23 protein-coding genes and 3 tRNA genes are annotated in these 23131 nt (G+C 56.4%); 13 read left to right on the forward strand and 13 right to left on the reverse strand.

The genetic code is table 11. From position 1 onward, the window contains the following. Window positions 1–5: 5 nt before the first annotated feature. From V6936_RS08695 to V6936_RS08705, 3 genes are all read left to right on the forward strand, one after another. Entirely contained in the window at window positions 6–413 is a 408-nt protein-coding gene (locus tag V6936_RS08695) for a PaaI family thioesterase (protein ID WP_003802598.1), read from the forward strand. A gap of 171 nt (window positions 414–584) precedes the next feature. Then, the gene (gene wrbA, locus V6936_RS08700; RefSeq protein WP_003802600.1) at window positions 585–1184 is read left to right on the forward strand and encodes an NAD(P)H:quinone oxidoreductase; all 600 of its coding nucleotides are present in this window, start codon (window positions 585–587) and stop codon (window positions 1182–1184) included. Window positions 1185–1198: 14 nt separating this feature from the next. After that, window positions 1199–2212, forward strand: a complete 1014-nt coding sequence (locus tag V6936_RS08705; RefSeq protein WP_336579734.1) for a glutathione S-transferase family protein — start codon at window positions 1199–1201, stop codon at window positions 2210–2212. Here V6936_RS08705 and V6936_RS08710 read toward each other — a convergent pair. After that, entirely contained in the window at window positions 2206–3375 is a 1170-nt protein-coding gene (locus tag V6936_RS08710; protein ID WP_003802604.1) for an alpha-hydroxy acid oxidase, read from the reverse strand. The two genes, V6936_RS08705 and V6936_RS08710, sit on opposite strands and share 7 nt — an antisense overlap. A 483-nt stretch (window positions 3376–3858) precedes the next feature. Between V6936_RS08710 and V6936_RS08715 the strand changes: the two genes are divergently transcribed. From V6936_RS08715 to V6936_RS08730, 4 genes are all read left to right on the forward strand, one after another. Next, a tRNA-Arg gene (locus V6936_RS08715) sits at window positions 3859–3935 on the forward strand. Window positions 3936–4393: 458 nt separating this feature from the next. Beyond that, window positions 4394–4470 (forward strand) — tRNA-Arg (locus V6936_RS08720). A 517-nt stretch (window positions 4471–4987) separates the two neighbouring features. Next, complete coding sequence (locus V6936_RS08725; RefSeq protein WP_003802606.1) at window positions 4988–5371, forward strand: hypothetical protein; 384 nt, start codon at window positions 4988–4990, stop codon at window positions 5369–5371. Between the two features lie 85 nt (window positions 5372–5456). Then, window positions 5457–5789 (forward strand): hypothetical protein, encoded by a 333-nt coding sequence (locus V6936_RS08730; RefSeq protein ID WP_003802608.1) that lies wholly within the window; start codon window positions 5457–5459, stop codon window positions 5787–5789. Between the two features lie 85 nt (window positions 5790–5874). Here the strand turns inward: V6936_RS08730 and V6936_RS08735 are convergent, their stop codons facing one another. Genes V6936_RS08735 through V6936_RS08745 form a run of 3 tightly spaced genes read right to left on the reverse strand, consistent with a single transcriptional unit; the run spans window position 5875 to window position 8751 of the window. Further along, window positions 5875–7311 (reverse strand): NAD(P)(+) transhydrogenase (Re/Si-specific) subunit beta, encoded by a 1437-nt coding sequence (locus tag V6936_RS08735; RefSeq protein ID WP_003802611.1) that lies wholly within the window; start codon window positions 7309–7311, stop codon window positions 5875–5877. Beyond that, window positions 7308–7628: an NAD(P) transhydrogenase subunit alpha gene (locus V6936_RS08740; protein ID WP_336579735.1), complete on the reverse strand. Its 321-nt coding sequence runs from the start codon at window positions 7626–7628 to the stop codon at window positions 7308–7310. The genes V6936_RS08735 and V6936_RS08740 overlap by 4 nt, the downstream gene beginning before the upstream one ends. 4 nt (window positions 7629–7632) lie before the next feature. Continuing rightward, entirely contained in the window at window positions 7633–8751 is a 1119-nt protein-coding gene (locus tag V6936_RS08745; protein ID WP_003802615.1) for an NAD(P) transhydrogenase subunit alpha, read from the reverse strand. 654 nt (window positions 8752–9405) lie between these two features. On the opposite strand from V6936_RS08745, the gene V6936_RS08750 reads away from it, so the two are divergent. Genes V6936_RS08750 through V6936_RS08760 form a run of 3 tightly spaced genes read left to right on the forward strand, consistent with a single transcriptional unit; the run spans window position 9406 to window position 13149 of the window. Then, complete coding sequence (locus V6936_RS08750; protein ID WP_003802617.1) at window positions 9406–10455, forward strand: ABC transporter ATP-binding protein; 1050 nt, start codon at window positions 9406–9408, stop codon at window positions 10453–10455. A 5-nt stretch (window positions 10456–10460) separates the two neighbouring features. Beyond that, window positions 10461–12128 (forward strand): ABC transporter permease subunit, encoded by a 1668-nt coding sequence (locus V6936_RS08755; protein ID WP_081050105.1) that lies wholly within the window; start codon window positions 10461–10463, stop codon window positions 12126–12128. A 16-nt stretch (window positions 12129–12144) separates the two neighbouring features. Continuing rightward, window positions 12145–13149, forward strand: a complete 1005-nt coding sequence (locus V6936_RS08760; RefSeq protein ID WP_336579736.1) for an extracellular solute-binding protein — start codon at window positions 12145–12147, stop codon at window positions 13147–13149. A 249-nt stretch (window positions 13150–13398) separates the two neighbouring features. Here V6936_RS08760 and V6936_RS08765 read toward each other — a convergent pair whose 3' ends face one another. Then, window positions 13399–13998, reverse strand: a complete 600-nt coding sequence (locus V6936_RS08765; protein WP_131071385.1) for a phenylacetic acid degradation protein PaaY — start codon at window positions 13996–13998, stop codon at window positions 13399–13401. A gap of 109 nt (window positions 13999–14107) precedes the next feature. Between V6936_RS08765 and V6936_RS08770 the strand changes: the two genes are divergently transcribed. The 3 genes from V6936_RS08770 (at window position 14108) to V6936_RS08780 (ending at window position 16870) form a co-directional block, all read left to right on the forward strand. After that, window positions 14108–14365, forward strand: coding sequence for a hypothetical protein (locus V6936_RS08770; protein WP_059318758.1), 258 nt, complete (start codon window positions 14108–14110; stop codon window positions 14363–14365). Between the two features lie 221 nt (window positions 14366–14586). Beyond that, on the forward strand, window positions 14587–15657 hold the full coding sequence (locus tag V6936_RS08775) for a nitrilase (protein WP_131071383.1): 1071 nt from the start codon (window positions 14587–14589) through the stop codon (window positions 15655–15657). Between the two features lie 229 nt (window positions 15658–15886). Beyond that, window positions 15887–16870, forward strand: coding sequence for a helix-turn-helix domain-containing protein (locus tag V6936_RS08780; protein ID WP_039943525.1), 984 nt, complete (start codon window positions 15887–15889; stop codon window positions 16868–16870). Here the strand turns inward: V6936_RS08780 and V6936_RS08785 are convergent, their stop codons facing one another. The 8 genes from V6936_RS08785 to V6936_RS08820 form a co-directional block, all read right to left on the reverse strand. Further along, the gene (locus V6936_RS08785) at window positions 16871–17230 is read right to left on the reverse strand and encodes a DUF4870 family protein (protein ID WP_003802631.1); all 360 of its coding nucleotides are present in this window, start codon (window positions 17228–17230) and stop codon (window positions 16871–16873) included. An 83-nt stretch (window positions 17231–17313) separates the two neighbouring features. Next, window positions 17314–18234, reverse strand: coding sequence for a prohibitin family protein (locus V6936_RS08790; protein ID WP_131071381.1), 921 nt, complete (start codon window positions 18232–18234; stop codon window positions 17314–17316). Then, the gene (locus tag V6936_RS08795) at window positions 18224–18364 is read right to left on the reverse strand and encodes a hypothetical protein (RefSeq protein ID WP_162829359.1); all 141 of its coding nucleotides are present in this window, start codon (window positions 18362–18364) and stop codon (window positions 18224–18226) included. Before V6936_RS08795 ends, V6936_RS08790 begins: the two co-directional genes overlap by 11 nt. A gap of 169 nt (window positions 18365–18533) precedes the next feature. Further along, entirely contained in the window at window positions 18534–19094 is a 561-nt protein-coding gene (locus V6936_RS08800) for a hypothetical protein (RefSeq protein WP_230406265.1), read from the reverse strand. A 409-nt stretch (window positions 19095–19503) separates the two neighbouring features. Next, a tRNA-Ser gene (locus tag V6936_RS08805) sits at window positions 19504–19596 on the reverse strand. Between the two features lie 60 nt (window positions 19597–19656). After that, window positions 19657–20910, reverse strand: coding sequence for an aspartate kinase (locus V6936_RS08810; protein ID WP_003802636.1), 1254 nt, complete (start codon window positions 20908–20910; stop codon window positions 19657–19659). 168 nt (window positions 20911–21078) lie between these two features. Beyond that, entirely contained in the window at window positions 21079–22026 is a 948-nt protein-coding gene (gene tilS, locus V6936_RS08815) for a tRNA lysidine(34) synthetase TilS (protein ID WP_442892607.1), read from the reverse strand. Window positions 22027–22156: 130 nt separating this feature from the next. Then, window positions 22157–23122 carry an acetyl-CoA carboxylase carboxyltransferase subunit alpha gene (locus V6936_RS08820; RefSeq protein ID WP_003802638.1) on the reverse strand — a complete coding sequence of 322 codons (966 nt, stop codon included), beginning with the start codon at window positions 23120–23122 and terminating at the stop codon, window positions 22157–22159. Between the last annotated feature and the right edge of the window lie 9 nt (window positions 23123–23131).

Here is a 23131-nt window from a genome sequence, read left to right on the forward strand (position 1 = left end):
GCCCCATGACTCACGAGCAAAGCCAACACCTGCTGAACACGCTGTTCGCGCCCTGGGTGCAAGCCTTGAAGCTGCGCGTGGAAAAGGTGCAGGAGGACGGCGTAGTGCTGCGCCTGCCCTTTTCAGAACAATTGACCCATGTCGCGGGGGTGGTGTGCGGTCAGGTTTATATGGCGGCAGCCGATACCGCGATGGTGCTGGCCATCAGCCAAAGCCTGGGCGAATTCCGTCCCATGACCACCGTTTCACTGAACACCAGTTTTGTGCGCCCGGTTGCCCAAGGCGATGTCCTGGTCCATGCCCAGGTTCTGAAACGAGGCAAGAGCATGGTCTTTGGCGACATCAAGCTGTTTGATGAACAGGACCGCCTGGCCGCCCACGCCACCACCACCTACGCCCTGTTGCCAGGTTGAGCGCGGCCGAGCAGACAACAAGACAGACTCTGACACAAAACAAATAGCCTGGCGGTTTGTCATAGCAGGGCAGGCCCGACTATCATCGTCATAGCATGCTCGCCCCCGGCCTTGTCCAGGGGCCGCTGCCCCGTCCGATTCCTTGTTGATCGCTTTTCTGGAGACATTCAAATGGCAAAAGTCCTGGTTCTCTATTACTCCGCCTACGGCCACATTGAGAAAATGGCCCAAGCGGTGGCTGAAGGTGCGCAAAGCGCTGGTGCGACGGTGGATATCAAACGTGTCCCCGAACTGGTCCCGGAAGCGGTGGCCCAGAAAGCGAATTTCAAGCTGGATCAGGCCGCTCCGGTTGCCTCGATTGCCGACCTGGAAAACTATGACGCCATTATTGTGGGCACCGGCACCCGATTTGGGCGTATTAGTTCACAAATGGCCAGTTTTCTGGACCAGGCCGGTGGCCTGTGGGCACGCGGCGCCCTCAATGGCAAGGTAGGTGGCGCCTTTACGTCCACTGCTACCCAGCACGGCGGGCAGGAGCTCACGCTGCTGTCCATTATTCACAACCTGATGCACTTTGGGATGATTGTGGTGGGCCTGCCCTACAGCTTTGCGGGTCAAACCCTGCTCGATGAGGTAACCGGTGGCAGCCCCTACGGAGCCTCTACCATTGCCGGTGGCGACGGATCGCGCCAACCAAGCCAGAACGAGCTGGACGGTGCCCGCTTCCAGGGCCGTCATATCGCTGAAATTGCCATGAAGCTGAAAGGCTAAAACGGAGGACAAGAATGGGCATGATGATTGAAGGGCAATGGCACAGCAAAGAGCCAGTCAGCCGTACTGAGTCCGATACATTTCAGCGTGCCCAGTCCACCTTCCGGGACTGGATTACGGCCGATGGCGGCCCCGGTCCCCAGGGGCAGGCGGCACAGCCCGCTCAGGCCAACCGCTATCACCTGTATGTGTCGCTGGCCTGCCCTTGGGCACATCGCACCTTGATCATGCGCGAACTGAAAGGACTGCACAAACTGATTTCCGTCTCAGTTGTGAATCCTGTCATGGACGATCAAGGCTGGACGTTTGAGCCGGCTGAAGGTGTGATCGCCGATCCAGTCATGGATGCCCAGTTCCTGCACCAGCTCTACGCCAAGGCTGATCCGAACTTTACCGGCCGCATTACGGTTCCCGTGCTGTGGGACAAGCATCGGGCCACGATCATCAACAATGAGTCCTCCGATATCATGCGTATTTTCAATAACGCATTCGATACCTTGGGGGCACGCAGTCTGGATATGGCTCCGCTCGACTTGCGTACCCAAATCGAGCAGATCAATAGCCATGTCTACGACACGGTGAACAACGGCGTGTACAAAGCCGGCTTTGCCCGCTCACAGTCTGCCTACAACACTGCCGTGCATGCGCTGTTCCAGAGTCTGGACGGCTTGGAAACCCGACTGGCCAAACAGCGCTATCTGACTGGTACACGGCTCACTGAGGCCGACTGGCGTCTGTTCACTACCTTGATCCGCTTCGATCCGGTCTATGTCGGCCACTTCAAATGTAATCTGCGCCGTTTGATCGACTATCCGAATCTGTGGAACTACATGCTGGAGCTGTACCAGATGCCCGGCATCGCCGATACCGTCAATCTGGATCACATCAAAACCCATTACTACAGCAGTCACCGCCATTTGAACCCGACAGGCATTGTGCCCGCTGGCCCACTGATGGATCTGAACGGGCCCCACGGACGCGGCCATTTACCTGCCCAGCCAGGCCCCTTGCATATTGGTCTTCAGTAACCGGGGCGATCAAAAATATCAGGATTGAGCAAAATAGATCGGTCAACCTGATTAATGTCGGTGCGCCCGCAAAAAGCCATGGACACATCCAGTTCATTGGCCATCAATTTGAGCAAGCGAGCCACGCCGGGCTGACCGGCCGCTCCCAAAGCGTAGAGAAAAGCACGGCCAATCATCGCTCCCTGGGCGCCCAGGGCCCGTGCCCGCAACACATCCTGACCACTGCGAACTCCTCCGTCGACGAGCACCTCGATCTTGTCACCCACCGCCTTGCTGATAGCCGGCAGGCAGGAAATGGAAGAAGGCGCACCATCGAGCTGACGACCGCCGTGATTGGACACGATCAGCGCATCGGCGCCGCTGTCGACTGCATGGCGAGCATCGTCCGCATCCATAATGCCTTTGACAATCAGTTTGCCGCCCCAGGCATTTTTGATCCACTCGATATCTTTCCAGCTCAAGCTCGGGTCAAACTGCTCAGCGGTCCAGGTCGCCAAAGAACGCAAATCCGAAACGCCCTTGGCATGGCCGACAATATTGCCAAAACTGCGGCGATGGGTGCGCAACATGTTGCGACACCAATATGGTTTGGTCGCCAGATTGAGCAGATTGGGCACCGTCAGGCGCGGAGGTGTCGTCAAACCGTTTTTGATATCTTTGTGACGCTGCCCCAGCACCTGCAAGTCCAGAGTCAGAACCAGCGCCGAGCAATGAGCTGCTTTGGCACGCGCAATCAGGTTTTCAATAAAACTGCGATCACGCATGACGTAGAGCTGAAACCAGAACGGACTACGGGTCGCCTGAGCCACATCCTCGAGCGAGCACACACTCATGGTGGACAGTGTGAAAGGAATACCAAAGTCCCGAGCAGCCAAAGCGGCCAGCATTTCGCCGTCGGCATGCTGCATACCCGTCAGGCCTGTGGGGGCAATAGCCACTGGCATGGCCACGTCCTGCCCCAACAGCGTCGTCCTTATACTGCGATGACCAATATCCACTGCCACACGCTGTCTGAATTTCAGCTTGTGAAAATCCTGCTCATTAGCCTGATACGTCCCTTGCGTCCAAGAGCCAGAGTCGGCGTAGTCATAAAACATCTTGGGCACGCGGCGTTTAGCCACCAGGCGGAAATCTTCAGTGCAGGTAATTTTCGACAGATCCATGACATTCAGCTCCAAAACAATGGCGTAATAATGCGACTTTGTTTCCCTGGGGGCAAGTCATCCCCGACTGGCTGGCTCTTGTTCCGCGTAGACGGGGTCACCCCCCAGAGATGGCTTAGGGCCCCCAGTCGAGCACACCAGTCCTGATAGACGGCTCACTGTTCCTGCTAAAGCACGCTCCCCCAAGAGGCTGCTCAATGCCCCCTGACGCGCGAACTACTCGCGATACACGAACAAAACCTTTCTTAACGCAGCTCCCCCAGGGCTGACTGGCTCTTTGTTGAGCTGCGTTGCCTCTCCAGGCCGATCCGACGAGAAGCCACTGCGAGCCGTTTGGCCTCTCCAGCCATCTCATCGCCTTGAAACCAGCCCTTGCCAAGCACATGCCCAACCGAAAAACGACTATTCATCGAAACTTTATCGAAAAAAATTCGATATTGTGGTGACAAGTAAAAATAGCCGTGCTATAGTTTTACTTCTTTAGCGGCTGTAGCTCAGTTGGATAGAGTACTTGGCTACGAACCAAGGGGTCGTGGGTTCGAATCCTGCCAGCCGCGCCATATTCAAGAGTGTTCTATATAGAACAGTCTTCAAGACTTCAGTCTTGGCAAGTAAAGCCACAATGAATTTTCATTGTGGCTTTTTTGTTTCTGTCATCAATGACACACTGCGCACGCCCCTTACTCTCAGGTCCTGGCGCTTGCCTCGTATGCATTCTGCCGCTGCGAGCTGCTCGACTGAAAAGCGGACTCACGCCCTGCCTGCCATTCTTCACACTCCAATGCCCTTTTCCGCCTGTCCGAAGCAAGCTCCCTTCATGACATCGGGACGTTTTGGACGCATCCGACTCCAGGAAAACCAGTACAAGCGGCCAACTCAGGCACCAATCGTAATGGACTCCCCCTCTTCCTCTGGCCCGCTGCTCAGTCAAGCCGAACCATTTTCGTATTTATTTTAAAAAAAGAGTATTACAGGCTTGCCATGCAGATAAATAGTCTGCTATAGTTTCATTTCTTTGGCGGCTGTAGCTCAGTTGGATAGAGTACTTGGCTACGAACCAAGGGGTCGTGAGTTCGAATCTTGCCAGCCGCGCCATATAAAGAAAAAAGCCACTTCTTCGGAAGTGGCTTTTTTCGTTTGTCTTTCCGCTTTTTTACCCAACCTGACTCTCCCGGTTTCTCTGCTTTTTTCCTGTGATTTGCATGCAGCGGGCAAAGTTAATTGTTTCCACCCATCAGCCTTGTCAGGCAGAAAAGCACAACACTCATCCTCAAGTCCCTGCCCAGGCGTTTATAAACTGAACTTCACAAATGCCACGAACCAGATGTAACAATTGAAACATTCTTTTAATTTCAAAAAATTAGGGTAAAACCTCTCTATTATTGCCAACACGAATTAAAAGAGGGGACATACCATTCCAAGAGCTTATGCCACGGGCTGCGTACAACACGCAGTCACATACGACAGAGAAAATTGAGCCGTCCGGCTTGTACCTGCTGAAACCGATATCCCGGTGCAGCCTGTCGTTGGCACATCTTGGGCTATTCCCATCTTTGAATAGACCCGAAAAACAAACAAAGCAGATCTGTTCATTAATCTAAAGAGGAAACCCATGACTCGTCGCATGCTCGCTGCGCTTTTACTGTCCATTCCACTTGCTGCCTGCCAGACCCTACAGGGTGGTGGAACGGGAGGCGAAGACAAGTTCACTGCCGCCTACCTAAAAACACACCTGAAACCAGGCGTCACCACCTCTGAGCAAGTGCGCCAGCTCTACGGCAAACCCGATACCACTCAAGAAGGCCCAAACGGACCATCGATGTGGACCTACTCTCCCCGTAACACCGCAAACGCTGACTTGCTGTCCTCTGCCATGGGTGCCTTCGGACTGGGGGCCGCCAGCAGCCTTACGGGTGCAGCACCGGCGGATTCCTACACGCTGTTCATTCATTTTCAAAACAATAAGGTTTCCGACTACAGCTTATCGCAGATCTAAAAACCGCTTGGTTTAAGACTGGCTATACTCAAAAGCCTGGGCGGGTCAGCCCAGGCTTTTTTACAGCAAGGCAACGAGACTCATCATGACTTCACGCACTTTCCGTTTACTGCCCGCCGGCCTGCTTCTGGCCTGCGGCCTGGCCTTCGCGCAAAACACGCCTCCCTCGACCCAGCTTGCCCAAATGGGTGGTGCCATGCACGCCGCCGCAAAAGTCTGCGGCGACTACTCCGAGGCGCAATTGAAAGAAATGAAGGAAAAGCAACAGCAGTCCATGAAAGAGATGGGCCTGAACGAAGCCGACTTTGAAGCAGCGTTCAATGCAGGTCTGGAACGCGGCAGCAAGGACATGGCCACGATCAGCGAAGCGCAGCGCCAACAAATGTGCGAGCAATTGCGCTCCGGCCCCAAGTTTTAAATTCGCTCTTCCCAACCAGAAAGCGCTCTGGCCCCCCAAGGAACCAGAGCGCTTTTTTACTGCCAGCGCCAGAACCCCAAAAGGTTTACAACGCTTTGACCATATCTTCGATGGTCTTTTTGGCATCGCCAAACACCATCATGGTCTTGTCCATATAGAACAGCTCGTTATCCAGACCGGCATAACCGGCGGCCATGGACCGCTTGTTCACGATCACGGTTCGGGCCTTGTACGCTTCCAGAATCGGCATGCCCGCAATTGGCGAAGCCGGATCGTTCTTGGCGGCCGGGTTAACCACGTCATTGGCCCCCAGCACCAGCACCACATCGGTCTGCGCAAACTCGCTATTGATGTCGTCCATTTCAAAGACTTGCTCATAAGGCATTTCGGCCTCAGCCAGCAAGACGTTCATATGGCCAGGCATACGACCGGCCACCGGATGAATCGCGTAGCGCACATTCACACCCTGGCTGGTCAGCTTGTCCGACAACTCTTTCAAGGCGTGTTGAGCACGGGCCACGGCCAAACCGTAACCGGGCACAATCACCACGGACTCGGCATTGCTCATCATGAAAGCGGCATCTTCTGCACTGCCGGATTTCACCGAACGATTGCCCTGATCCGCGCCACCGGCAGCCGCTTCCGGATTGGCACCAAAACCGCCCAGTATCACGTTGAAGAAGGCACGGTTCATGGCCTTGCACATGATGTAGGACAGAATTGCACCGGAAGAACCCACCAGCGAACCGGCAATGATCAGCATGGAGTTGTTCAGGGAGAAACCAATCCCTGCTGCGGCCCAGCCCGAATAGCTGTTCAGCATGGAGACCACCACCGGCATGTCCGCCCCGCCAATCGGGATGATCAACATCACGCCCAGCAGGAAGGACAAGGCCAGCAGCACGCCAAAGGCCCACCAAGCCTGGGTCATCACAAAGATCGCACCGCAGAGCAGGGCCAGGAGCCCGAGCAGCAGGTTCAGCATGTGCTGACCTTTAAAAGTGACGGGTGCCCCTTGGAACAGTCGGAATTTGTATTTGCCCGACAGCTTGCCAAATGCAATCACCGAACCGGAGAAGGTAATGGCACCGACCAGCGCGCCCAAGGCCAGCTCCACACGGTTACCCATGGGCAGCGCCACCTCGGCCGAACCAATCCCGAAGGCCACCGGCTCCAGCACCACGGCAATCGCAATGGCGACCGCAGCCAGACCAATCATGCTGTGCATGAAGGCCACCAGCTCCGGCATTTTGGTCATCTCGACACGGCGTGCCATGATGGTGCCCAGCACGCCGCCAATGACCAGACCGATCAGAACCCGCAGCAGGCCAGAAAGCTCTTTGCCTTCAGGAGCCAGGCTGTAGATCAGCACGGCGGTGGTGGCAATGGCCAAGGCCATCCCCACCATGCCGAACAGATTGCCACGACGCGAACTGGCTGGATGCGACAAGCCTTTCAGGGCCTGAATGAAACACACTGAAGCCAGTAAATAGCACAAGGTAACGGTATTCATGGAAATCATGATTGCCCTTCCTTGGGCGTATTTTTAGCGCCCTTCTTTTTAAACATTTCCAACATGCGGCGGGTTACCAGAAAACCACCGAACACGTTAACCGAGGCCAGCGCGGTGGCGATGATGCCCATCACCTGTGCCCAGGAGCTTTCGGTTAGGGCTGCCGCCAGCATACCGCCCACAATGATGATGGCCGAGATGGCGTTGGTCACCGCCATCAAGGGGGTGTGCAAAGCGGGCGTCACTGTCCAGACCACGTGGTAACCCACGTAAATGGCCAGTACAAAGATGATCAGATTAATGACCAGGGGAGAAATAATATCCATGATCTCAGGCTCCCTGCTGTGGAAAGAGTCGTTTACCACCCTGAACCACCCGGCTGGCATTCACAATGTCGTCGTCCGCAGGGATATGCAGCTCGTCAGACTGATCCTTGAGCATCAAGCCCAGAAACTGTTGAATATTGCGGGCATACAAGGCAGACGCATCCGCGGCAACGCGAGCCGGAAAGTTGGTCTCGCCCACCAGGGTCACGCCATGCTTTTCCACAATCCGATCGGCTTCGGTCAAGGCGCAGTTGCCACCGCGTGCCGCAGCCAGGTCAACAATGACCGAACCCGCCCGCATGGACTGCACCACCTCCTCGGCAATCAGGCGCGGGGCGGGACGCCCCGGAATCAAGGCCGTGGTGATGATGACGTCGGCCTGAGCGCAACGTGCCGCCACCACCGCCGCCTGTCGTTGCAACCAGGAAGCAGGCATGGGACGCGCGTAGCCGCCTACGCCTTGCGCCGCTTCCCGCTCTTCGTCAGTCTCGTAAGGTACGTCAATGAACTTGCCACCTAGCGACTCAATCTGCTCACGGGCAGCCGGACGCACGTCAGAGGCCTCGACCACCGCCCCCAGACGACGGGCCGTCGCAATCGCCTGCAAACCGGCCACCCCCGCGCCCAGCACCACGACACGGGCCGCTTTGACGGTACCCGCCGCGGTCATCATCATGGGAAAGAATCGGGGATACAAAGTGGCCGCTTTAAGCACTGCGGCATACCCTGCGATATTGGCCTGCGAGGACAGAACGTCCATGCTTTGCGCCCGCGTCGTACGCGGGATCAGCTCCAGGGCAAATGCCTGGCAACCAGAAGCAGCCAGTCCATCCAGACCCTGGCTCTCATAGGGGTCCAGCATACCGACGAGCACATGTTCGGCACGTAGACGGGCCAGATCCACATCGGCTGGCCCTACAAGCAGCAGTACGGTGGCCTGATAGGGATCGCCTATCGTAGCCCCTGCCGCCTCGTAGTCTGCATCCGAGCTGGCAATACCCTGTCCAGCACCCGCCTCGACAATCACATCATGGCCCGCCTTGCGGTAGGCCCTGACGGTATCGGGCGTGGCCGCTACCCTCTTTTCCCCGGTCCCCCGGGGGCTTAGTACACCCAGTCGCATCTTCAATCTCCAGTTAATTAACTAACTTCTACGATCTCTGACGACGTGCAGTACCCGGCTGGGTGAGTCTGCCTCTTTTCAGAAGCGACTCAGCAACCACACCGGCCCGATGTGTGCTTCCACACCACACCGGAACACTCTCTATAAATTCGGATGCGCAAGTACAGGCGTCTGACACGCCTGCTTAAACAGGATAGAACGCTATCCTTTTGTTTCCCTCTCCCTCTCCTGCGCGCTGTCAAAAACAGTCATTCTTTTTGGAACTCACTATAAGGGCCTTTATTTGACACAAGAAATCTGCACCCGCACTAGACCGCTTTAGACAAAAACGCAAGACACATTACTACCACCTGATTATCGCAACAGAGGGCGTGAGCGGCAGATTTTTTTCTCTGCGCATCGCGCACATCCTGCCAGGCCAGCCATTTCCAAAGACTTAGTTGCCTGATAATTAAAACTACAAGCATTGACCTGCTGCTAAGATAGCAACTTCGTATAAAACATGTCATCAACTTGTAATTATTGTTTGTGCCAAGGCCCCAGGGCGGTTTATATCGCCGGCGGCGCCTGAGCCACTTCCTTTAAAAGCCTAGGCAACCGCCTTCTTGCAGCGCGGCTTACCTGCATTATTCAGTCCCAGGCTGATCTATCCCCATGGCAGACATCCACATCGATCGCGTCGTTAAACGCTACGGCAGCAACACCATCATCAATGAACTGAGCCTGGAAATCCGGCACGGTGAATTCTTCACATTATTAGGCCCGAGCGGCTGTGGCAAAACCACCTTGCTACGCATGATTGCCGGTTTCATCATCCCCGATGAAGGCCGTCTGTATCTGGACAAAGAAGATATTACCTACCTGCCCGCCCACAAGCGCGAGACCGGCATGGTATTTCAGGACTACGCCCTGTTTCCGGACAAGAGCGTCTTTGACAACGTGGCCTACGGCTTGCGGGTACGTAAAGTCAGCAGCAGCGACATAAAGAAAAAAGTCGGCTACATTCTGGACCGCGTCGAGCTGGGCGGCATGGCCCAGCGTTACCCTGCTGAACTGTCAGGCGGTCAACGTCAGCGTGTGGCCCTGGCCCGTGCCCTGGTGATCGAACCCCGGGTGTTGCTGATGGACGAGCCCCTGTCCAACCTGGATGCCAAGCTGCGCATTCAGATGCGGCAGGTCATTCGTGAACTGCAACAGGAATCGAACATCACGGCTATTTTCGTGACACATGACCAGGAAGAAGCCCTGTCCATGTCGGACCGCATCGCTTTGTTGCGCCAAGGTCGGATCGACCAGCTCGATACACCTGAACTGATGTACTCCAGCCCACGTACAGCGTATGCTGCCGACTTTATTGGGGCGGCCAACCTGATCGACACCCTGGGCGTTCATCAGGAGCCCGACCACACCACCGTCAGCATCGCAGGCGGCCATATCATGGTGAACAATCCGCCCCCAGCAGGCCAGGTCTTGCTGGCGGTACGTCCCGAACACATCACGCTGCATACGCAAGCGCTGGCTGGCAGCATCCCCGCCCAGGTGGTGGCTCGCCAGTATCTGGGGACCAAAACGGCCTACAGCCTGAAGCTCAATGACGGCAAACAGATCATTGCTGACGTTGCGGCCGCCCTGGACCCCCATCTTTTGGCAGGCCGCTCGGTGAACCTGAGCTTTAGCCCTGAATGTCGTCTGGTCGAGGCGTAATACTCATGGCTATTGCTGCAAGACCCCTGGCCCTTCGTTCTCCCTGGTTCCTGCCTGCCCTGGTTTGTCTGGTGGTACTGGTTTTCTGGGTCGTCTGGCCACTGGCTTCCTTGTTCTATCAAAGTGTCGTTGATCCGGCAACGGGCCTGCCCAGCCTGCACGGCTTTGAAACCTTTTTCAGTGACCCCCGCTACGTCGAGGCCTTTTTCAACACCATCAAGCTGGGGCTGATTTCCACCATCGGCACCTTGCTGCTGGGCGCTCCACTGGCCTATGTGGTGGCGCGCTACGACTTTCCCGGCAAAGCCATTGTCGCCATTTTGCCGCTGACCACCATTGTGCTGCCGGACATCATTGTCTCGCAGGCCTGGCTGATGCTGCTGGGCAATAACGGCGTGGTGCGTCTGGCGCTGGAGAACATCGGCATCGACCTGCCCAGCTTCTACGGCTGGTTTGGCATGTCTTACGTGCTGATCCTGAACGATTACACCTATGTGTATATCGGCATGCTGGCGGCGCTCAAGGCTATTGACGGTACGCTGGAAGAAGCGGCTGTGAACCTGGGGGCCAGCAACTTCAAGCGCGCGCTTAGCGTCACCTTTCCGGTGCTGATGCCTGCCTTGCTGGTCAATGCCATGATTGTGTTCACACTGGCCGTGGACAACTTCTCCATCCCCATGATTCTGGGCGGTCAGGTCGATGTACTGTCCTCGCTGACCTACACCACCTTTCTGTCCGAAATGAGTGGCAACCCCACCATGCAAGGCGTGCTGGCCGTCGTCTCGGTAATTCTGGTCGGTGCCGTGCTGTTCATCCAGAAACGGGTTCTGGAGCGCAAGACCTTCCAGATGCAGCAAGGCCGTGCGCCGCGTCCTGTACGCGCCCAAGGCCTGGCCGGCATCTTGCTGACCATCGGCGCCGTGCTCTTTGTGACCTTCTCGCTGATTCCGGCCTTTATCGTGCTGATTGGCGCGTTCACCAAAGCCAGCGGCCCGGTCATGCAATACGGGACCTTCACCCTGGACAATATGGAGCGCGCCCTGCGCTACGCACCGGAGCCCATCCTGAACTCGCTGATGCTGGCCAGTGTCGCCACCGTTGCAGGCACCTGCTTTGCCACGGTCTGCAGTTACTTGATCGTGAAAAAGCGACTGTTCGTGGTGACGGCGCTGGACTATATGGTGATGCTGCCCCTGGCCATTTCAGGCACTGTGCTCGGTATCGCCCTGATCCAGACCTACAACAGCGGCATGCTGGTGCTCACCGGCACCTGGGTCATCATGGCCGGCGCCTACTTTGTGCGCAAGGTGCCCTTTTCCATTCGCTCCGCGTCGGCCTCGCTCTACAACATTCCCGACTCGATCGAAGAAGCCTCCATCAACCTGGGTGTCAGTCCTTTTCAGAGTTTCTTCAAGGTGGTGTTGCCCTTGATGAAGCCAGCCATTTTGGGGGCGGCCATCCTGATGTGGGTGACTTCCCTGGCCGAAATTTCCGCCACGATCGTGCTGTATTACGGTGGGATGGAAACCATGCCCATCCAGATGTTCCGCCAGATTGACGCCGGTTTTCTGGCCCGCGCCTCGGCCTATGGCGTGATCTTGATGGTCGTGATTCTGGTGCCTATTTATCTGGCTATCCGTTTCCTCAAGCTGGATCTGTTTTCCAGCCGCTAATCTAAAAAGGCTCATTATGCTGACTACACGTTTCCTGAAAACAGGTCTGGCACTCTCGCTCAGTGTCGGCGCCCTGTCCCTGTCCAGTACCGCTCTGGCCGCCAATGCCGTGATGTATACGCCCAACAATGTGCAAACCATTGATACGGCCCTGGAAATCGCCCGCAAAACCGCGCCGGACCTGTCCATTCAACAAGTAACCTCAGGCGCGGGCGCCTTGATGAAGCGTATCGAAGCCGAAGCACAAAACCCGTTGGGCGATGTGGTCTGGGGCGCTGGTTACGGCACCATGGCTGCTTTCCAGCAAAACTTTGAGCCCTACGAATCACCCGAGAACAAGGCTATTGCGCAGGCCTTCCACGGCAAGGACAGCCTGTGGACCAGCTCCAATGCCCACGTCATGGTCATCATGGCCAACGAGCGCCAGCTGAAAGGCCTGGCCGCTCCCAAGACCTGGTCTGATTTGTTCGAGCCTCAGTGGAAAGGCAAGATCATCATCGGTGATCCCGCCTCCTCGGGTAGTGCCTACGATCAGGTTTACGGTATTTACCAACTGTACGGCGCGGAAGGCCTGAACAAACTGGCTGCCAACGTCATCGTGTCCAAGAGTTCTGGCCAGGTCTACAAAAGTGTGGCTAACGGTGAATACCCTCTGGGCGTGACCATGGAATACGCCGCTTACGCCTACGTCGCCGGTGGCCAGAAAGGGATTGAGCTGATCTACCCTGAAGACGGCACTTTTGTTGCCCCGGAAGGCGTGGCCGTGATCAAGAATCCTAAGAACGGTCAGGAAGCAGCTCGCAAACTGGTAGACGTTTTGCTGTCCAAGGAAGTACAGGAAGCCGAACTGGTAGAAAACTTCCGTCGCCCCACCCGTAGCGACATCAATGTGGCCGAACTGACCCAGTTGCCAAACCTGGATCAGATCAAAGTGGCCACTATCGATCCCTTGAAAGCGGCGGCTGAATACAACACCGTGCTCGACGCCTGGAAACAGGCTTTGGCGGCGGCAGGCAAATAAGTCCGGCAAGCACGGGGCTGCCTCGTCCTGCTTGGCAGCTCAGACCTTGCAGCCTGAAGACTGAACGCACAAAAAACCCTTGGCCTCTGGATATCACTCCATGCCAAGGGTTTTTTCATTATTACTGCCGACACACGGCAGCAAGCAAGACTCGCAGGATGCCAATACACAGCCCTATGCGTATTCAAACCCGCGTATAAATCGGCAATACCGTCTGGGGCTGAGAGAAGCAAAGTGCCACTCAAGCTTCTACTTGGAGCAATCCACCGGGTAAATCTGGTCTTCACGCAGGCGTGGGCGATCGGCCTCTACTTCGGTCAAAGGTTCAACACGCTGCATGGTCGCCAACGAGCGCTGAGCCAGACGCTGGTACATGCGTGTTCCGAAAAATTTCCCATCAATGGCCTTCTGATCCAGCTCTTTGACGATTACTGCGGGAGAGCCGGCCACCAGACTGCGCGGCGGCACCTGCATGCCTTTTTTAACAAAGGCCATGGCGCCAATAATACTGTCCGCGCCAATATCTGCCGCGTCCATGACCACCGCATTCATGCCCACCAGTACGTTGCGTCCAATCACGCATCCGTGCAGCACCGCACCATGTCCGACGTGACCGTCCTCATGCACGATGGTGTCCTGGTAGGGCGTGCCGTGGATCACACAGGTATCCTGAATGTTGGACCCCGCCTTCATGATGATGCGCCCGAAGTCGCCACGCAAACTCGCCAGGGGGCCGATATAAACCCCTTCGCCGATAATCACGTCCCCAATCAACACGGCGGTAGGATGAACAAAGGCCGTAGGATGAACGACGGGCACCAGACCATCAATAGAATAAATATTTTGCATACCTGCCTCGTACAAAGCCTGCACCTGGCCAGCACGGGGTCCGGCCAAAAAGAAGATCATAGCCTCTACAGCTCGATATAATGCGCCGTCCTCTTTCTTTTTGCATCCTATGAGCATGTTGTATTACTGGCTGGCCTTTTGCTTGGGCATGGTGTTTTACGCCGCCTACCTGTCGCAGTCCTTTTTGCTGGCGCAAGGCATGATTTATATGAAAGAAACAGATAGATCGCCTTCCCTGCTCTGGCTGTTTACCCGTCTGCTCGGCTTTATCCTGCGCACCATTCCCAGCCTGCTGATGCGTCCAATCCCCTTGATCCTCTGGGTCCTGGGTCTGGGCTTGACGGTGCAATACAGCTTCGCACCATAAGTAACAGAGACGCGGCGACCGCCTCCTTGCACCCGTCGCTATCCGTTTCAAGCGCTCATCCGAACCTCCCTGAGCCTGCGCCTACCAGTCAAGTTTGCTGCGTCGGTCAGTCAATTCCTCACCCGCTCCCGGCCCTACACTGAGTCAAATCATAATGGCCGGGTGCGGTATTGTGCACGGCATGGGGATCAAGATCGCGAATACCGCGACATGGAGGATGTATGCAGACAAGGAAAATCGTTCGGGCCGCCGCCGTACAGGCCGCCTCTCCCAATTACGATCTGGCAGCCGGCGTGGACAAGACCATTGAACTTGCCCGTCAGGCGCGCGATGAGGGATGCGACCTGATCGTGTTTGGCGAGACCTGGCTACCGGGCTACCCTTTTCATGTCTGGCTGGGCGCACCGGCCTGGTCACTCAAATACAGTGCCCGTTATCAGGCCAACTCGCTCTGTCTGGACAGTGCAGAATTTCATCACATTGCCCAGGCCGCGCGTACCTTGGGTATTTTTATTGCCCTGGGCTACAGCGAGCGTAGTGGCGGCAGCCTGTATCTGGGGCAGTGCCTGATTGATGACAAGGGCGAGATGTTGTGGTCGCGCCGCAAACTCAAACCCACGCATGTAGAGCGCACGGTCTTTGGTGAAGGGTATGCCCGCGACCTGATCGTCTCCGATACCGAGCTGGGGCGGGTCGGAGCCTTGTGCTGCTGGGAGCACCTCTCCCCCTTGAGCAAATACGCACTCTACTCCCAGCATGAGGCAATCCACATTGCTGCCTGGCCCTCTTTTTCACTGTACAGCGAACAGGCACATGCGTTGAGCGCCAAGGTGAATATGGCCGCTTCACAGATTTACTCGGTGGAGGGTCAGTGCTTTACGATTGCTGCCAGCAGTGTCGTCACCCAAGAGACGCTAGACATGCTGGAAGTCGGTGAGCACAACGCCCATCTACTGACCGTAGGCGGAGGCAGCTCCATGATCTTTGCCCCTGATGGCCGTACCTTGGCACCTTACCTGCCCCATGATGCCGAAGGCCTGATCATCGCTGATCTGGACATGGAAGAAATTGCCTACGCCAAGGCCATCAATGACCCTGTGGGGCACTATTCCAAACCCGAAGCCACTCGCCTGGTGCTGGACTTGGGACATCGTGAGCCTATGACCCGCCTACACCACAAAAGCGTCGTTAAAGAGAGCACGGCTAGCCCATCGCCACTGAGCAGCGCTCCGGCCGAGCCTACTCAGCCAAACTACAGCACTGACACGGTACTGCTGCACGAGCCATCCTGACGGGTCCAGGTCGATCAACCTTTACGCCCCACAGAAAGGGCCCGGTGCGCTTGCTGCTCGCTCATTGAGGGGTAAGCCAGGCACCGGGGGCTCCAGCTGGTCTGAAATTATCGCCTCCTGGGACGCTTTCTGGTCTGGTCCAAACCCTGGAACATACCGGATACTTAGCCAGTTCGGCTGATGGCAGCGTTTGCTATCTGCCTCTGGTTCTGAGACGATGAGGTCTTCCATGGAGCAATGGTCTACGACGACAATTCCCCCCGCACGGCGCGCCCCTTACTGGATGGAAGCCGTCAACAAAGCCTATGTGCAACTGGAATGTGCCGTTCCCTCCCGCTCCACGGCTCCCTTCTTTGGCGCCATTACTCGTCGCGAACTGGCCGCCGTCAATCTGTCCCGAATCACCTCGACCACGCAAACCGTATTGCGCACGCCATTGCAAATCTCCCGCGCCTCTGAAGATATTTTTCTGCTCAGCATTCAGGTCGCGGGCACCGGGCAGCTGATTCAGGACCAAAAAACGGCCCATCTCAAGCCTGGAGATCTGGCCCTGTACGACTCCACCCGCCCTTACCAGCTTTTGTTTGACCAGGATTTTGAGCAATATGTGCTCTCCTTGCCCGGTTCCATCTTGCGCAAACGCTTGCACCATGCCGAAGACATGACCGCCTGCACGATGAGCAGCGCCCAATCCGGTACGGCACGCCTGCTATCGCATATGGTGTCCGAGCTGATGAACAGCCCGCCGTCCCGCGGGGATCTGGTAGACCGCTCGCTGGCGGACAGTCTGGTGGGTATTTTGGTGGCGGCACTGGCTGACAATCTGAGCACACTGCCCTTGAAAGACCACACGGCCTCGCAGCGACGCGAGCGAATCAAAGCCTATGTGCTGGAAAACCTGCGCGATCCTGAACTGTGCGTTGGCAAGATCGCCCAGCGTCTGGGGCTGGCCGCCAGCACGATTCACCGCGCCTGGGACGGCGAGGCGACTTCACTGACAAACTGGATCTGGTCCATGCGCCTGCAAGGGGCTGAGCAAGACTTGCGCCGCCTGGCTCATCACAAGCGAACCATTACCGAGATTGCCTACCACTGGGGATTTAGCAGCTCCGCGCATTTCAGCCGTGCCTTTCGACAGCATTTTGGGGTACCGCCCAAAGAGGCCCGCGAAGCGATGCGAGCCCTTTCTCAACCACGCTTGATGACTGGCTGATCAGGCAATCGCCTTGCCGTCATTCAGGGCCAGCAGGCCTTTGATCAGACGGTACAAGATCCAGACGCTCACGATGACGATCGTCACAAAACCGATCAGAATCGCCATCAGCAAGAAAGACAGGGCCACACCAGCCAAGCCCCACCAAAAGGTGCGGATTTGCCAGTCAAAGTGCGACTCCAGATACGTGCCGCGCACTTCATCGCGTTTGATGTAATTGATGATGATGGCAACCAGGGCGGTAATGCCGCCAAACATGGACAAGATATACAGCGCGTAATTGATGAGTGTCAGATTACGCAGACTGACCAGTTGATTGCTACCCCCACCTTGTGGGACAGGGTTCATTTCTTCATTCATCCATCACTCCTTGGAAACACAATCGGTAGCGTCATGCTTGTCCTAACGCTACCGAAGAAAGCCCATTCAGGCCAGCCCCTGCCTTAGCGCAACCCGATAAAAGGCATGGCCGAACCAGGCACCAGACTCTCTGGCAATTTGCCGTCCCACTTCTCCACGGCATTCAAATTGACCAGATTCGTATTTTGCGCCAGTGCCTGTGCCTTGGCCGAAATAGCCTTGGCTTCCGCTTCCCCGCGCAAACGAATGCCGTCGGCTTCGGCCATATACCGTTCACGCTGAGCACGAGCTTGAGCCTCAGCCTGAACCACCTCGATTTCCGCCTGGATGGAGGCGGTTTCCTTCTGTTGGCGAGTGGTTTCGATCTGAACCTGAGCCAGCATACGGTTTTCGATCGACTGCTCGTAAGCCTTGGAGAAGGACACTTCCTCAACCTGCACGCCCATCATCTGCAAAGGCGCAGACTCCAGCGTCACCCGCATGGCTTCGTTGATATCGGCCCCGAGCTTTTCACGATTCTGAATCGACTGGGCGGCCGTGTATTTACCAAACACGTTCTTGATCACGTCCAGCGCCTTGCGTTCGAGCAAGCGCGTTTCCAACGCCTCCAGCGAACCATATTCGGAATACAGCTGGGCCACATCGGTTTCTGGCACGCGATACGTGACCGATGCGACCATCGAGGCAGACTGCTGATCATAACTATAGGCTTCCAGCTGCATGCGAACTGTGTGGTCACGCACCGAAATTTTGCGCACCGTATCAAAGAACGGTACCTTGAAGTCCAGGCCCGGTTCGGCCACGCGCACCAGCTTGCCGTTGCGCAGCACCACACCCCGCTCCCCCTGGTCAACCTGCAGAAATGAGCCCATGGAGGCCACAATCAGGATCAGGAAAATAAGCAGCGCAGCCCCCAGGAAACCGAGTCCCTTGGAATAATTGGCGCCACCTTCAGACTTTGTTTTCGCAGCCAGTTTAGTAAATGGATTTTTATCAGTGCTCATCACGGTTTCCTGGGCGTGGCTGTCGCGTCTGGTCTTTTAATTGACGCCGTTCCACCATCAGTTGCCGTATGCCTTTGGCAATCAGGTAGGCCAATACCGCAGCCCCCAACAAAATCAAGATGATACGCATGACGCTTCAGTCTTCCCACTAGTTTTCAACAAGACGGCAATTATCCCCGATTCCTTCTGTCATGCTCAGAAAAGAAGCGTCAAAATATGACAACTAGCCCGAATTGCGGGGAATCCATTCCCAACGAGCACCATTGCATCGTGCTGCCCCGTACCTGACAGCCGCCTCGTTACTCCAGCGAAGCCAGTGCGGCATCCAGATCAGCCATATGTGCCTGTACGGGGGGGACATCACTGCGCGTTGCGATCAAACGCAGAATATGATTTTTGCTGTCCTGGAACGTGCGCATTAACTGCTCGAGCTCGGCCGTGGAATACTGGCGGGCGTTATCACGCAAAGCGGCTTCCAGTACATCCAGCTGCTCATAGACCGAATCCAGATCTTCACGCTCCTGGATATAGAGACGGGTCAGCCAGATCTGCTGGCCCACGGCGTCCCATTGCTCCAGTCCGGAGAAGCCATGTTTTTGCGTCAGACTATTTAACTGGCGGTACAAGTCCGAGCCGCGCTCCACCTGCTCAAGTTCCAGTACAGGCGGCAAGCCATCCGGCTGCCCCCCGTCCCACACGGGCTCGCTGCGCTCCACCGTTTGGAGCACGGGCAAAATATCGCGCAGGCTTTGCACGTAACGAGTCACCACCTGCTCATCTAATGCCAGCTCAGTTGAAGACGCCAAAAACGGCAAGCCCATCAAGGCTATGCCACAGATACAGAGGACTCGTTTAATCATCGCTCGCCCTAAAAAACAAGACTGCCGTCTTGAACGACGCAAAACACTTTGTTTGATTGTAAGCACGAGACCCGCTGCTTTACTTGGCCTGTGCCAAAAACGACACAGCCTTTTCATTCTTCAAGTGTCTTTGTTTGAAAAGTCTTGCACTCTTTGCAATCCGTGTTGTTTGAAACATCCCTCCTTCCCAGATCCGCAACTGATTCGGATGAAGCAAGGGAAAGGTAACAATTATTGTTTTTTACGTATCACGGGAACGGAGTGAACACAGCGCAATCCGCGTGGCGGATGCAAAAAAAAGTGGTGCAAGTATCTGGTGACTGCCGGCCATTAAGGGGCCGACATATCGTCAGAAAACAGCAGGCAATAAAAAAAGCCCTTGAAAACAAGGGCTTAATTTAATTCCAGCTGGCGGAGACGGAGGGATTCGAACCCTCGATACGGGTATAAGCCGTATGCTCCCTTAGCAGGGGAGTACCTTCAACCTCTCGGCCACGTCTCCAGCTCTAGGAAAGAAGCTACTATAGCATTTATAAAAAACCAATGCAAATAGCAAAAGAGATTATTTTTCCTGATCCAGCTCGAAAGTCTTGTGCAAGGCACGCACAGCCAATTCCATGTACTTGTCGGCAATAATCACAGAGGTCTTGATCTCGCTGGTGCTGATCATCTGGATATTGATGCCCTCTTCGGACAAGGCACGGAACATCGAGCTGGCAATACCGGCGTGGTTACGCATGCCGATGCCCACGATGGAGACTTTGCAAACGGCTTCGTCAAACACGATTTCACCAGCGCCCACGGCAGGGCCAACCTGATTGGTCAGCAATTCCTTGGTGCGCAGTGCATCATTGCGGCTGACCGTAAAGGAGAAGTCGGTCGTGCCTTGAACCGACAGGTTCTGCAAAATCATGTCGACTTCAATATTGGCGGCGGCAATGGGGCCCAGAATGGAATAGGCCACGCCAGGGGTGTCGGGCACGGCACGCAGGGTGAACTTGGCTTCATCACGGCTGAAGGCGATGCCAGAGACAACGGCAGCTTCCATTTTTTGGTCTTCCTCGAAAGTAATCAGCGTGCCCGAAGACATTTCTTCTTCGAGCGGAATCATGGGGTCGGTCAGGGACGACAAGACGCGTACGGGCACCTTGTACTTGCCGGCAAATTCCACGGACCGGATTTGAAGAACCTTGGAGCCCAGAGAGGCCATTTCCAACATTTCTTCAAAAGACAGCACTTTCATGCGACGGGCTTCCGGCACGACGCGCGGGTCGGTCGTGTAGACACCGTCCACATCGGTGTAGATCAGGCACTCGCTGGCCTTCATGGCCGCTGCCACCGCCACCGCCGAGGTGTCCGAGCCACCACGACCCAGGGTCGTGATATTGCCTTCATCATCCACACCCTGGAAACCGGTCACCACGACCACACGGCCTGCGTCCAGATCCTGGCGGATGCGGGTGTCGTCGATAGAACGAATGCGAGCACGGGTGTAGGCGTTGTCAGTTTTTACGGGAACCTGCCAGCCGGTATAGCTGCGGGCAGGTACGCCTTGGGCCGCCAGGGCCATGGCCAACAGGGCGCTACTGGCCTGTTCGCCCGTGGCTGCCAGCATATCCAGCTCACGCGGATCAGGCTGAACGCTCAGTTCTTTGGCCAGGCCTAGCAGGCGGTTAGTTTCGCCGGACATGGCCGAAGGAACCACCACCACCTGGTGCCCGGCGGCATGCCATTTGGCAACCCGACGCGCCACATTCTGGATGCGCTCGATCGAGCCCATCGACGTGCCGCCATATTTATGTACGATCAGGGACATCTTTTACTCTGCATCAAAGGGCTAAGGTCTGGGATAGACACAAAACCCAACTATTCTAACGACTTTCTGTGCCCCAAGCGCAGGCTCTACCACATGCGCACGCAAAAAAACACATACTTTGTCGACTCAACACCATAGCCCACGCTCCTGCCACAGGCCACCCCAAAACTACTTACTTGCTTGATCGGCCTTCAGGCCGGCTTGCTGCCCGCCTGAACCGGCAGATTCGATCAGCACCCGACCACGAACACAGCGGATCAGGTTTGGTCCATGCTTCCACATCAAATTTCTGTCGTGACCCTGGGCATGCACGCCACGCAGCTGGCGCAGCAGCTCTGCCAGACGGGCATGCGTGGGCAAACCGGCGCCCTGCTCCTGCAACCAATAACGGATCACCATGCTTTGCCGGGCCGGTTCCAGACCGCGCCAGGCGCTCAAACTGAAGCTGCGGCCGGTTTCATCCGGCTCCAGACCCAGCCAATCCTGACGCGCCACACTGTCCAGGACCTCCTGCGTTTCACGGCTCAGGTGGGCCTGTCTTTGCAAACGGCTTTGCCAACCGGGCCAGCGTGCATCCAGCACAGGCGTGAGCAAGTCACGCACCGCGCCACGGGTGTAATCAGGATTGGTATTGGTGGGGTCTTGTACTGCGTGCCAGCCTGTGGCCGCCGTAAAATGTTCACTGGCTTGAAGAATGAGTGCCCTGGGCTGCTCCAGCCAGGGTCGCCAGTAACTCAGATCATCACGCTGCATATGGGGTGCCATCGCACCCAAGCCGGTTGTGCCCGTGCCTCGCAGCAAACGCATCAAAACGGTTTCAGCCTGATCGTCCTGATGATGGGCCAGCAGCACATGCTGCAAGCCAACAAAATGCGCCAGTTCAGCCAGACCTTGATAGCGGGCATCACGTGCGGCGGATTCCATGCCATCCGCGCTGAGACGGCGGAACTGCACCTGGACCCGCAAGCTGTGACAGGGTCGCTGCAAACGCGCCGCCAAGTCATGCACATGCGCTTGCCACTGATCGGCAAAGGCTTGCAGGCCGTGATGAATATGGAAAAAATGAAGTGTGACTTTGCGGCGGCTGGCCCAAAAATGGGCATGTACCGCCAGCATAGCCGAGTCCGCGCCACCACTCAGGGCGACAGCGATGCTATCGCTGCTTGTAAAACTCAGGTGGTGGTCAAGCGCCTTTAGCAGCGCAGGCGAGGGGCTAAAGCCCCCCAGCGGACTGCAAGGCAATGGATCAGGCACGTACTTCCTGATAGCGGCCATAGGCCAGGAGACGTTCCATGCGTTGCGCCAGCAATTGCTCGGTAGTCAGACCCGACACCTGACGCAAGGCGTCGGCCAGGGCACGGCCCAACTGACGAGCCATCATCGTGGGGTCGCGATGCGCGCCGCCGATCGGTTCATTGATCACGCGATCGACCAGACCCAGCTCTTTCAGACGGGGCGCCGTAATGGCCAGAGCCTCGGCAGCGACGGGAGCCTTGTCGGCGCTACGCCAGAGAATCGAGGCACAGCCTTCCGGCGAGATCACGGCATACGTGGAGTACTGCAGCATGGAGACTACATCCCCCACGGCGATGGCCAGGGCACCGCCCGAGCCGCCCTCACCAATAATGGTGGAGATGATAGGCACACGCAGCTTGGCCATGGCAAACAGGTTGTGACCGATTGCCTCGGACTGACCCCGCTCTTCGGCGCCAATGCCAGGATACGCGCCAGGAGTATCCACGAAGGTGAACACGGGAATACCAAATTTCTCGGCAAGGCGCATCAGTCGCAAGGCCTTGCGATACCCTTCCGGGCGAGGCATGCCAAAGTTGCGACGGGCACGCTCTTTGGTGTCGCGCCCCTTCTGGTGACCAATGACCATGCAGGGGGTGCCATTGAATCGTGCCAGCCCCCCCACGATCGCCAGGTCGTCCGCATACATGCGGTCGCCGTGCAGCTCGTGAAAGTCCGAAAAAATCTGGTTTACATAGTCCAGGGTATATGGACGTTGTGGATGGCGAGCAACCAGGGCCGTTTGCCAAGGCGTGAGCTTGGCATAAATATTTTTGGCCAGCGTCTGGCTTTTTTGCTGCAGACGGCTGAGTTCCTCTGAAATATCCACAGCGGAATCAGATTGCACATAGCGGAGCTCTTCGATTTTGCCTTCGAGCTCGGCCAAAGGCTGCTCAAATTCCAGGAATGTATTTCGCATGTCGGTTCT

The sequence above is a fragment of the Alcaligenes sp. CHO6 genome (genome assembly GCF_037120595.1).
GTDB classification, from domain to species: Bacteria; Pseudomonadota; Gammaproteobacteria; order Burkholderiales; family Burkholderiaceae_B; genus Alcaligenes; species Alcaligenes ammonioxydans.

What these genes read in the sequence shown, in the direction of transcription:
- V6936_RS08695 (WP_003802598.1), top strand. Translation starts at nt 6, where the DNA reads ATGACTCACGAGCAAAGCCAACACCTGCTGAACACGCTGTTCGCGCCC.
- V6936_RS08785 (WP_003802631.1), bottom strand. Translation starts at nt 17,230, where the DNA reads ATGAATGAAGAAATGAACCCTGTCCCACAAGGTGGGGGTAGCAATCAA.
- V6936_RS08745 (WP_003802615.1), bottom strand. Translation starts at nt 8,751, where the DNA reads ATGCGACTGGGTGTACTAAGCCCCCGGGGGACCGGGGAAAAGAGGGTA.
- V6936_RS08760 (WP_336579736.1), top strand. Translation starts at nt 12,145, where the DNA reads ATGCTGACTACACGTTTCCTGAAAACAGGTCTGGCACTCTCGCTCAGT.
- V6936_RS08750 (WP_003802617.1), top strand. Translation starts at nt 9,406, where the DNA reads ATGGCAGACATCCACATCGATCGCGTCGTTAAACGCTACGGCAGCAAC.
- wrbA (WP_003802600.1), top strand. Translation starts at nt 585, where the DNA reads ATGGCAAAAGTCCTGGTTCTCTATTACTCCGCCTACGGCCACATTGAG.
- V6936_RS08765 (WP_131071385.1), bottom strand. Translation starts at nt 13,998, where the DNA reads ATGCAAAATATTTATTCTATTGATGGTCTGGTGCCCGTCGTTCATCCT.
- V6936_RS08810 (WP_003802636.1), bottom strand. Translation starts at nt 20,910, where the DNA reads ATGTCCCTGATCGTACATAAATATGGCGGCACGTCGATGGGCTCGATC.
- V6936_RS08725 (WP_003802606.1), top strand. Translation starts at nt 4,988, where the DNA reads ATGACTCGTCGCATGCTCGCTGCGCTTTTACTGTCCATTCCACTTGCT.
- V6936_RS08780 (WP_039943525.1), top strand. Translation starts at nt 15,887, where the DNA reads ATGGAGCAATGGTCTACGACGACAATTCCCCCCGCACGGCGCGCCCCT.
- V6936_RS08770 (WP_059318758.1), top strand. Translation starts at nt 14,108, where the DNA reads ATGAGCATGTTGTATTACTGGCTGGCCTTTTGCTTGGGCATGGTGTTT.
- V6936_RS08790 (WP_131071381.1), bottom strand. Translation starts at nt 18,234, where the DNA reads ATGAGCACTGATAAAAATCCATTTACTAAACTGGCTGCGAAAACAAAG.
- V6936_RS08705 (WP_336579734.1), top strand. Translation starts at nt 1,199, where the DNA reads ATGGGCATGATGATTGAAGGGCAATGGCACAGCAAAGAGCCAGTCAGC.
- V6936_RS08800 (WP_230406265.1), bottom strand. Translation starts at nt 19,094, where the DNA reads ATGATTAAACGAGTCCTCTGTATCTGTGGCATAGCCTTGATGGGCTTG.
- V6936_RS08775 (WP_131071383.1), top strand. Translation starts at nt 14,587, where the DNA reads ATGCAGACAAGGAAAATCGTTCGGGCCGCCGCCGTACAGGCCGCCTCT.
- V6936_RS08735 (WP_003802611.1), bottom strand. Translation starts at nt 7,311, where the DNA reads ATGATTTCCATGAATACCGTTACCTTGTGCTATTTACTGGCTTCAGTG.
- V6936_RS08730 (WP_003802608.1), top strand. Translation starts at nt 5,457, where the DNA reads ATGACTTCACGCACTTTCCGTTTACTGCCCGCCGGCCTGCTTCTGGCC.
- V6936_RS08755 (WP_081050105.1), top strand. Translation starts at nt 10,461, where the DNA reads ATGGCTATTGCTGCAAGACCCCTGGCCCTTCGTTCTCCCTGGTTCCTG.
- tilS (WP_442892607.1), bottom strand. Translation starts at nt 22,026, where the DNA reads ATGCTGGCGGTACATGCCCATTTTTGGGCCAGCCGCCGCAAAGTCACA.
- V6936_RS08710 (WP_003802604.1), bottom strand. Translation starts at nt 3,375, where the DNA reads ATGGATCTGTCGAAAATTACCTGCACTGAAGATTTCCGCCTGGTGGCT.
- V6936_RS08740 (WP_336579735.1), bottom strand. Translation starts at nt 7,628, where the DNA reads ATGGATATTATTTCTCCCCTGGTCATTAATCTGATCATCTTTGTACTG.
- V6936_RS08820 (WP_003802638.1), bottom strand. Translation starts at nt 23,122, where the DNA reads ATGCGAAATACATTCCTGGAATTTGAGCAGCCTTTGGCCGAGCTCGAA.
- V6936_RS08795 (WP_162829359.1), bottom strand. Translation starts at nt 18,364, where the DNA reads ATGCGTATCATCTTGATTTTGTTGGGGGCTGCGGTATTGGCCTACCTG.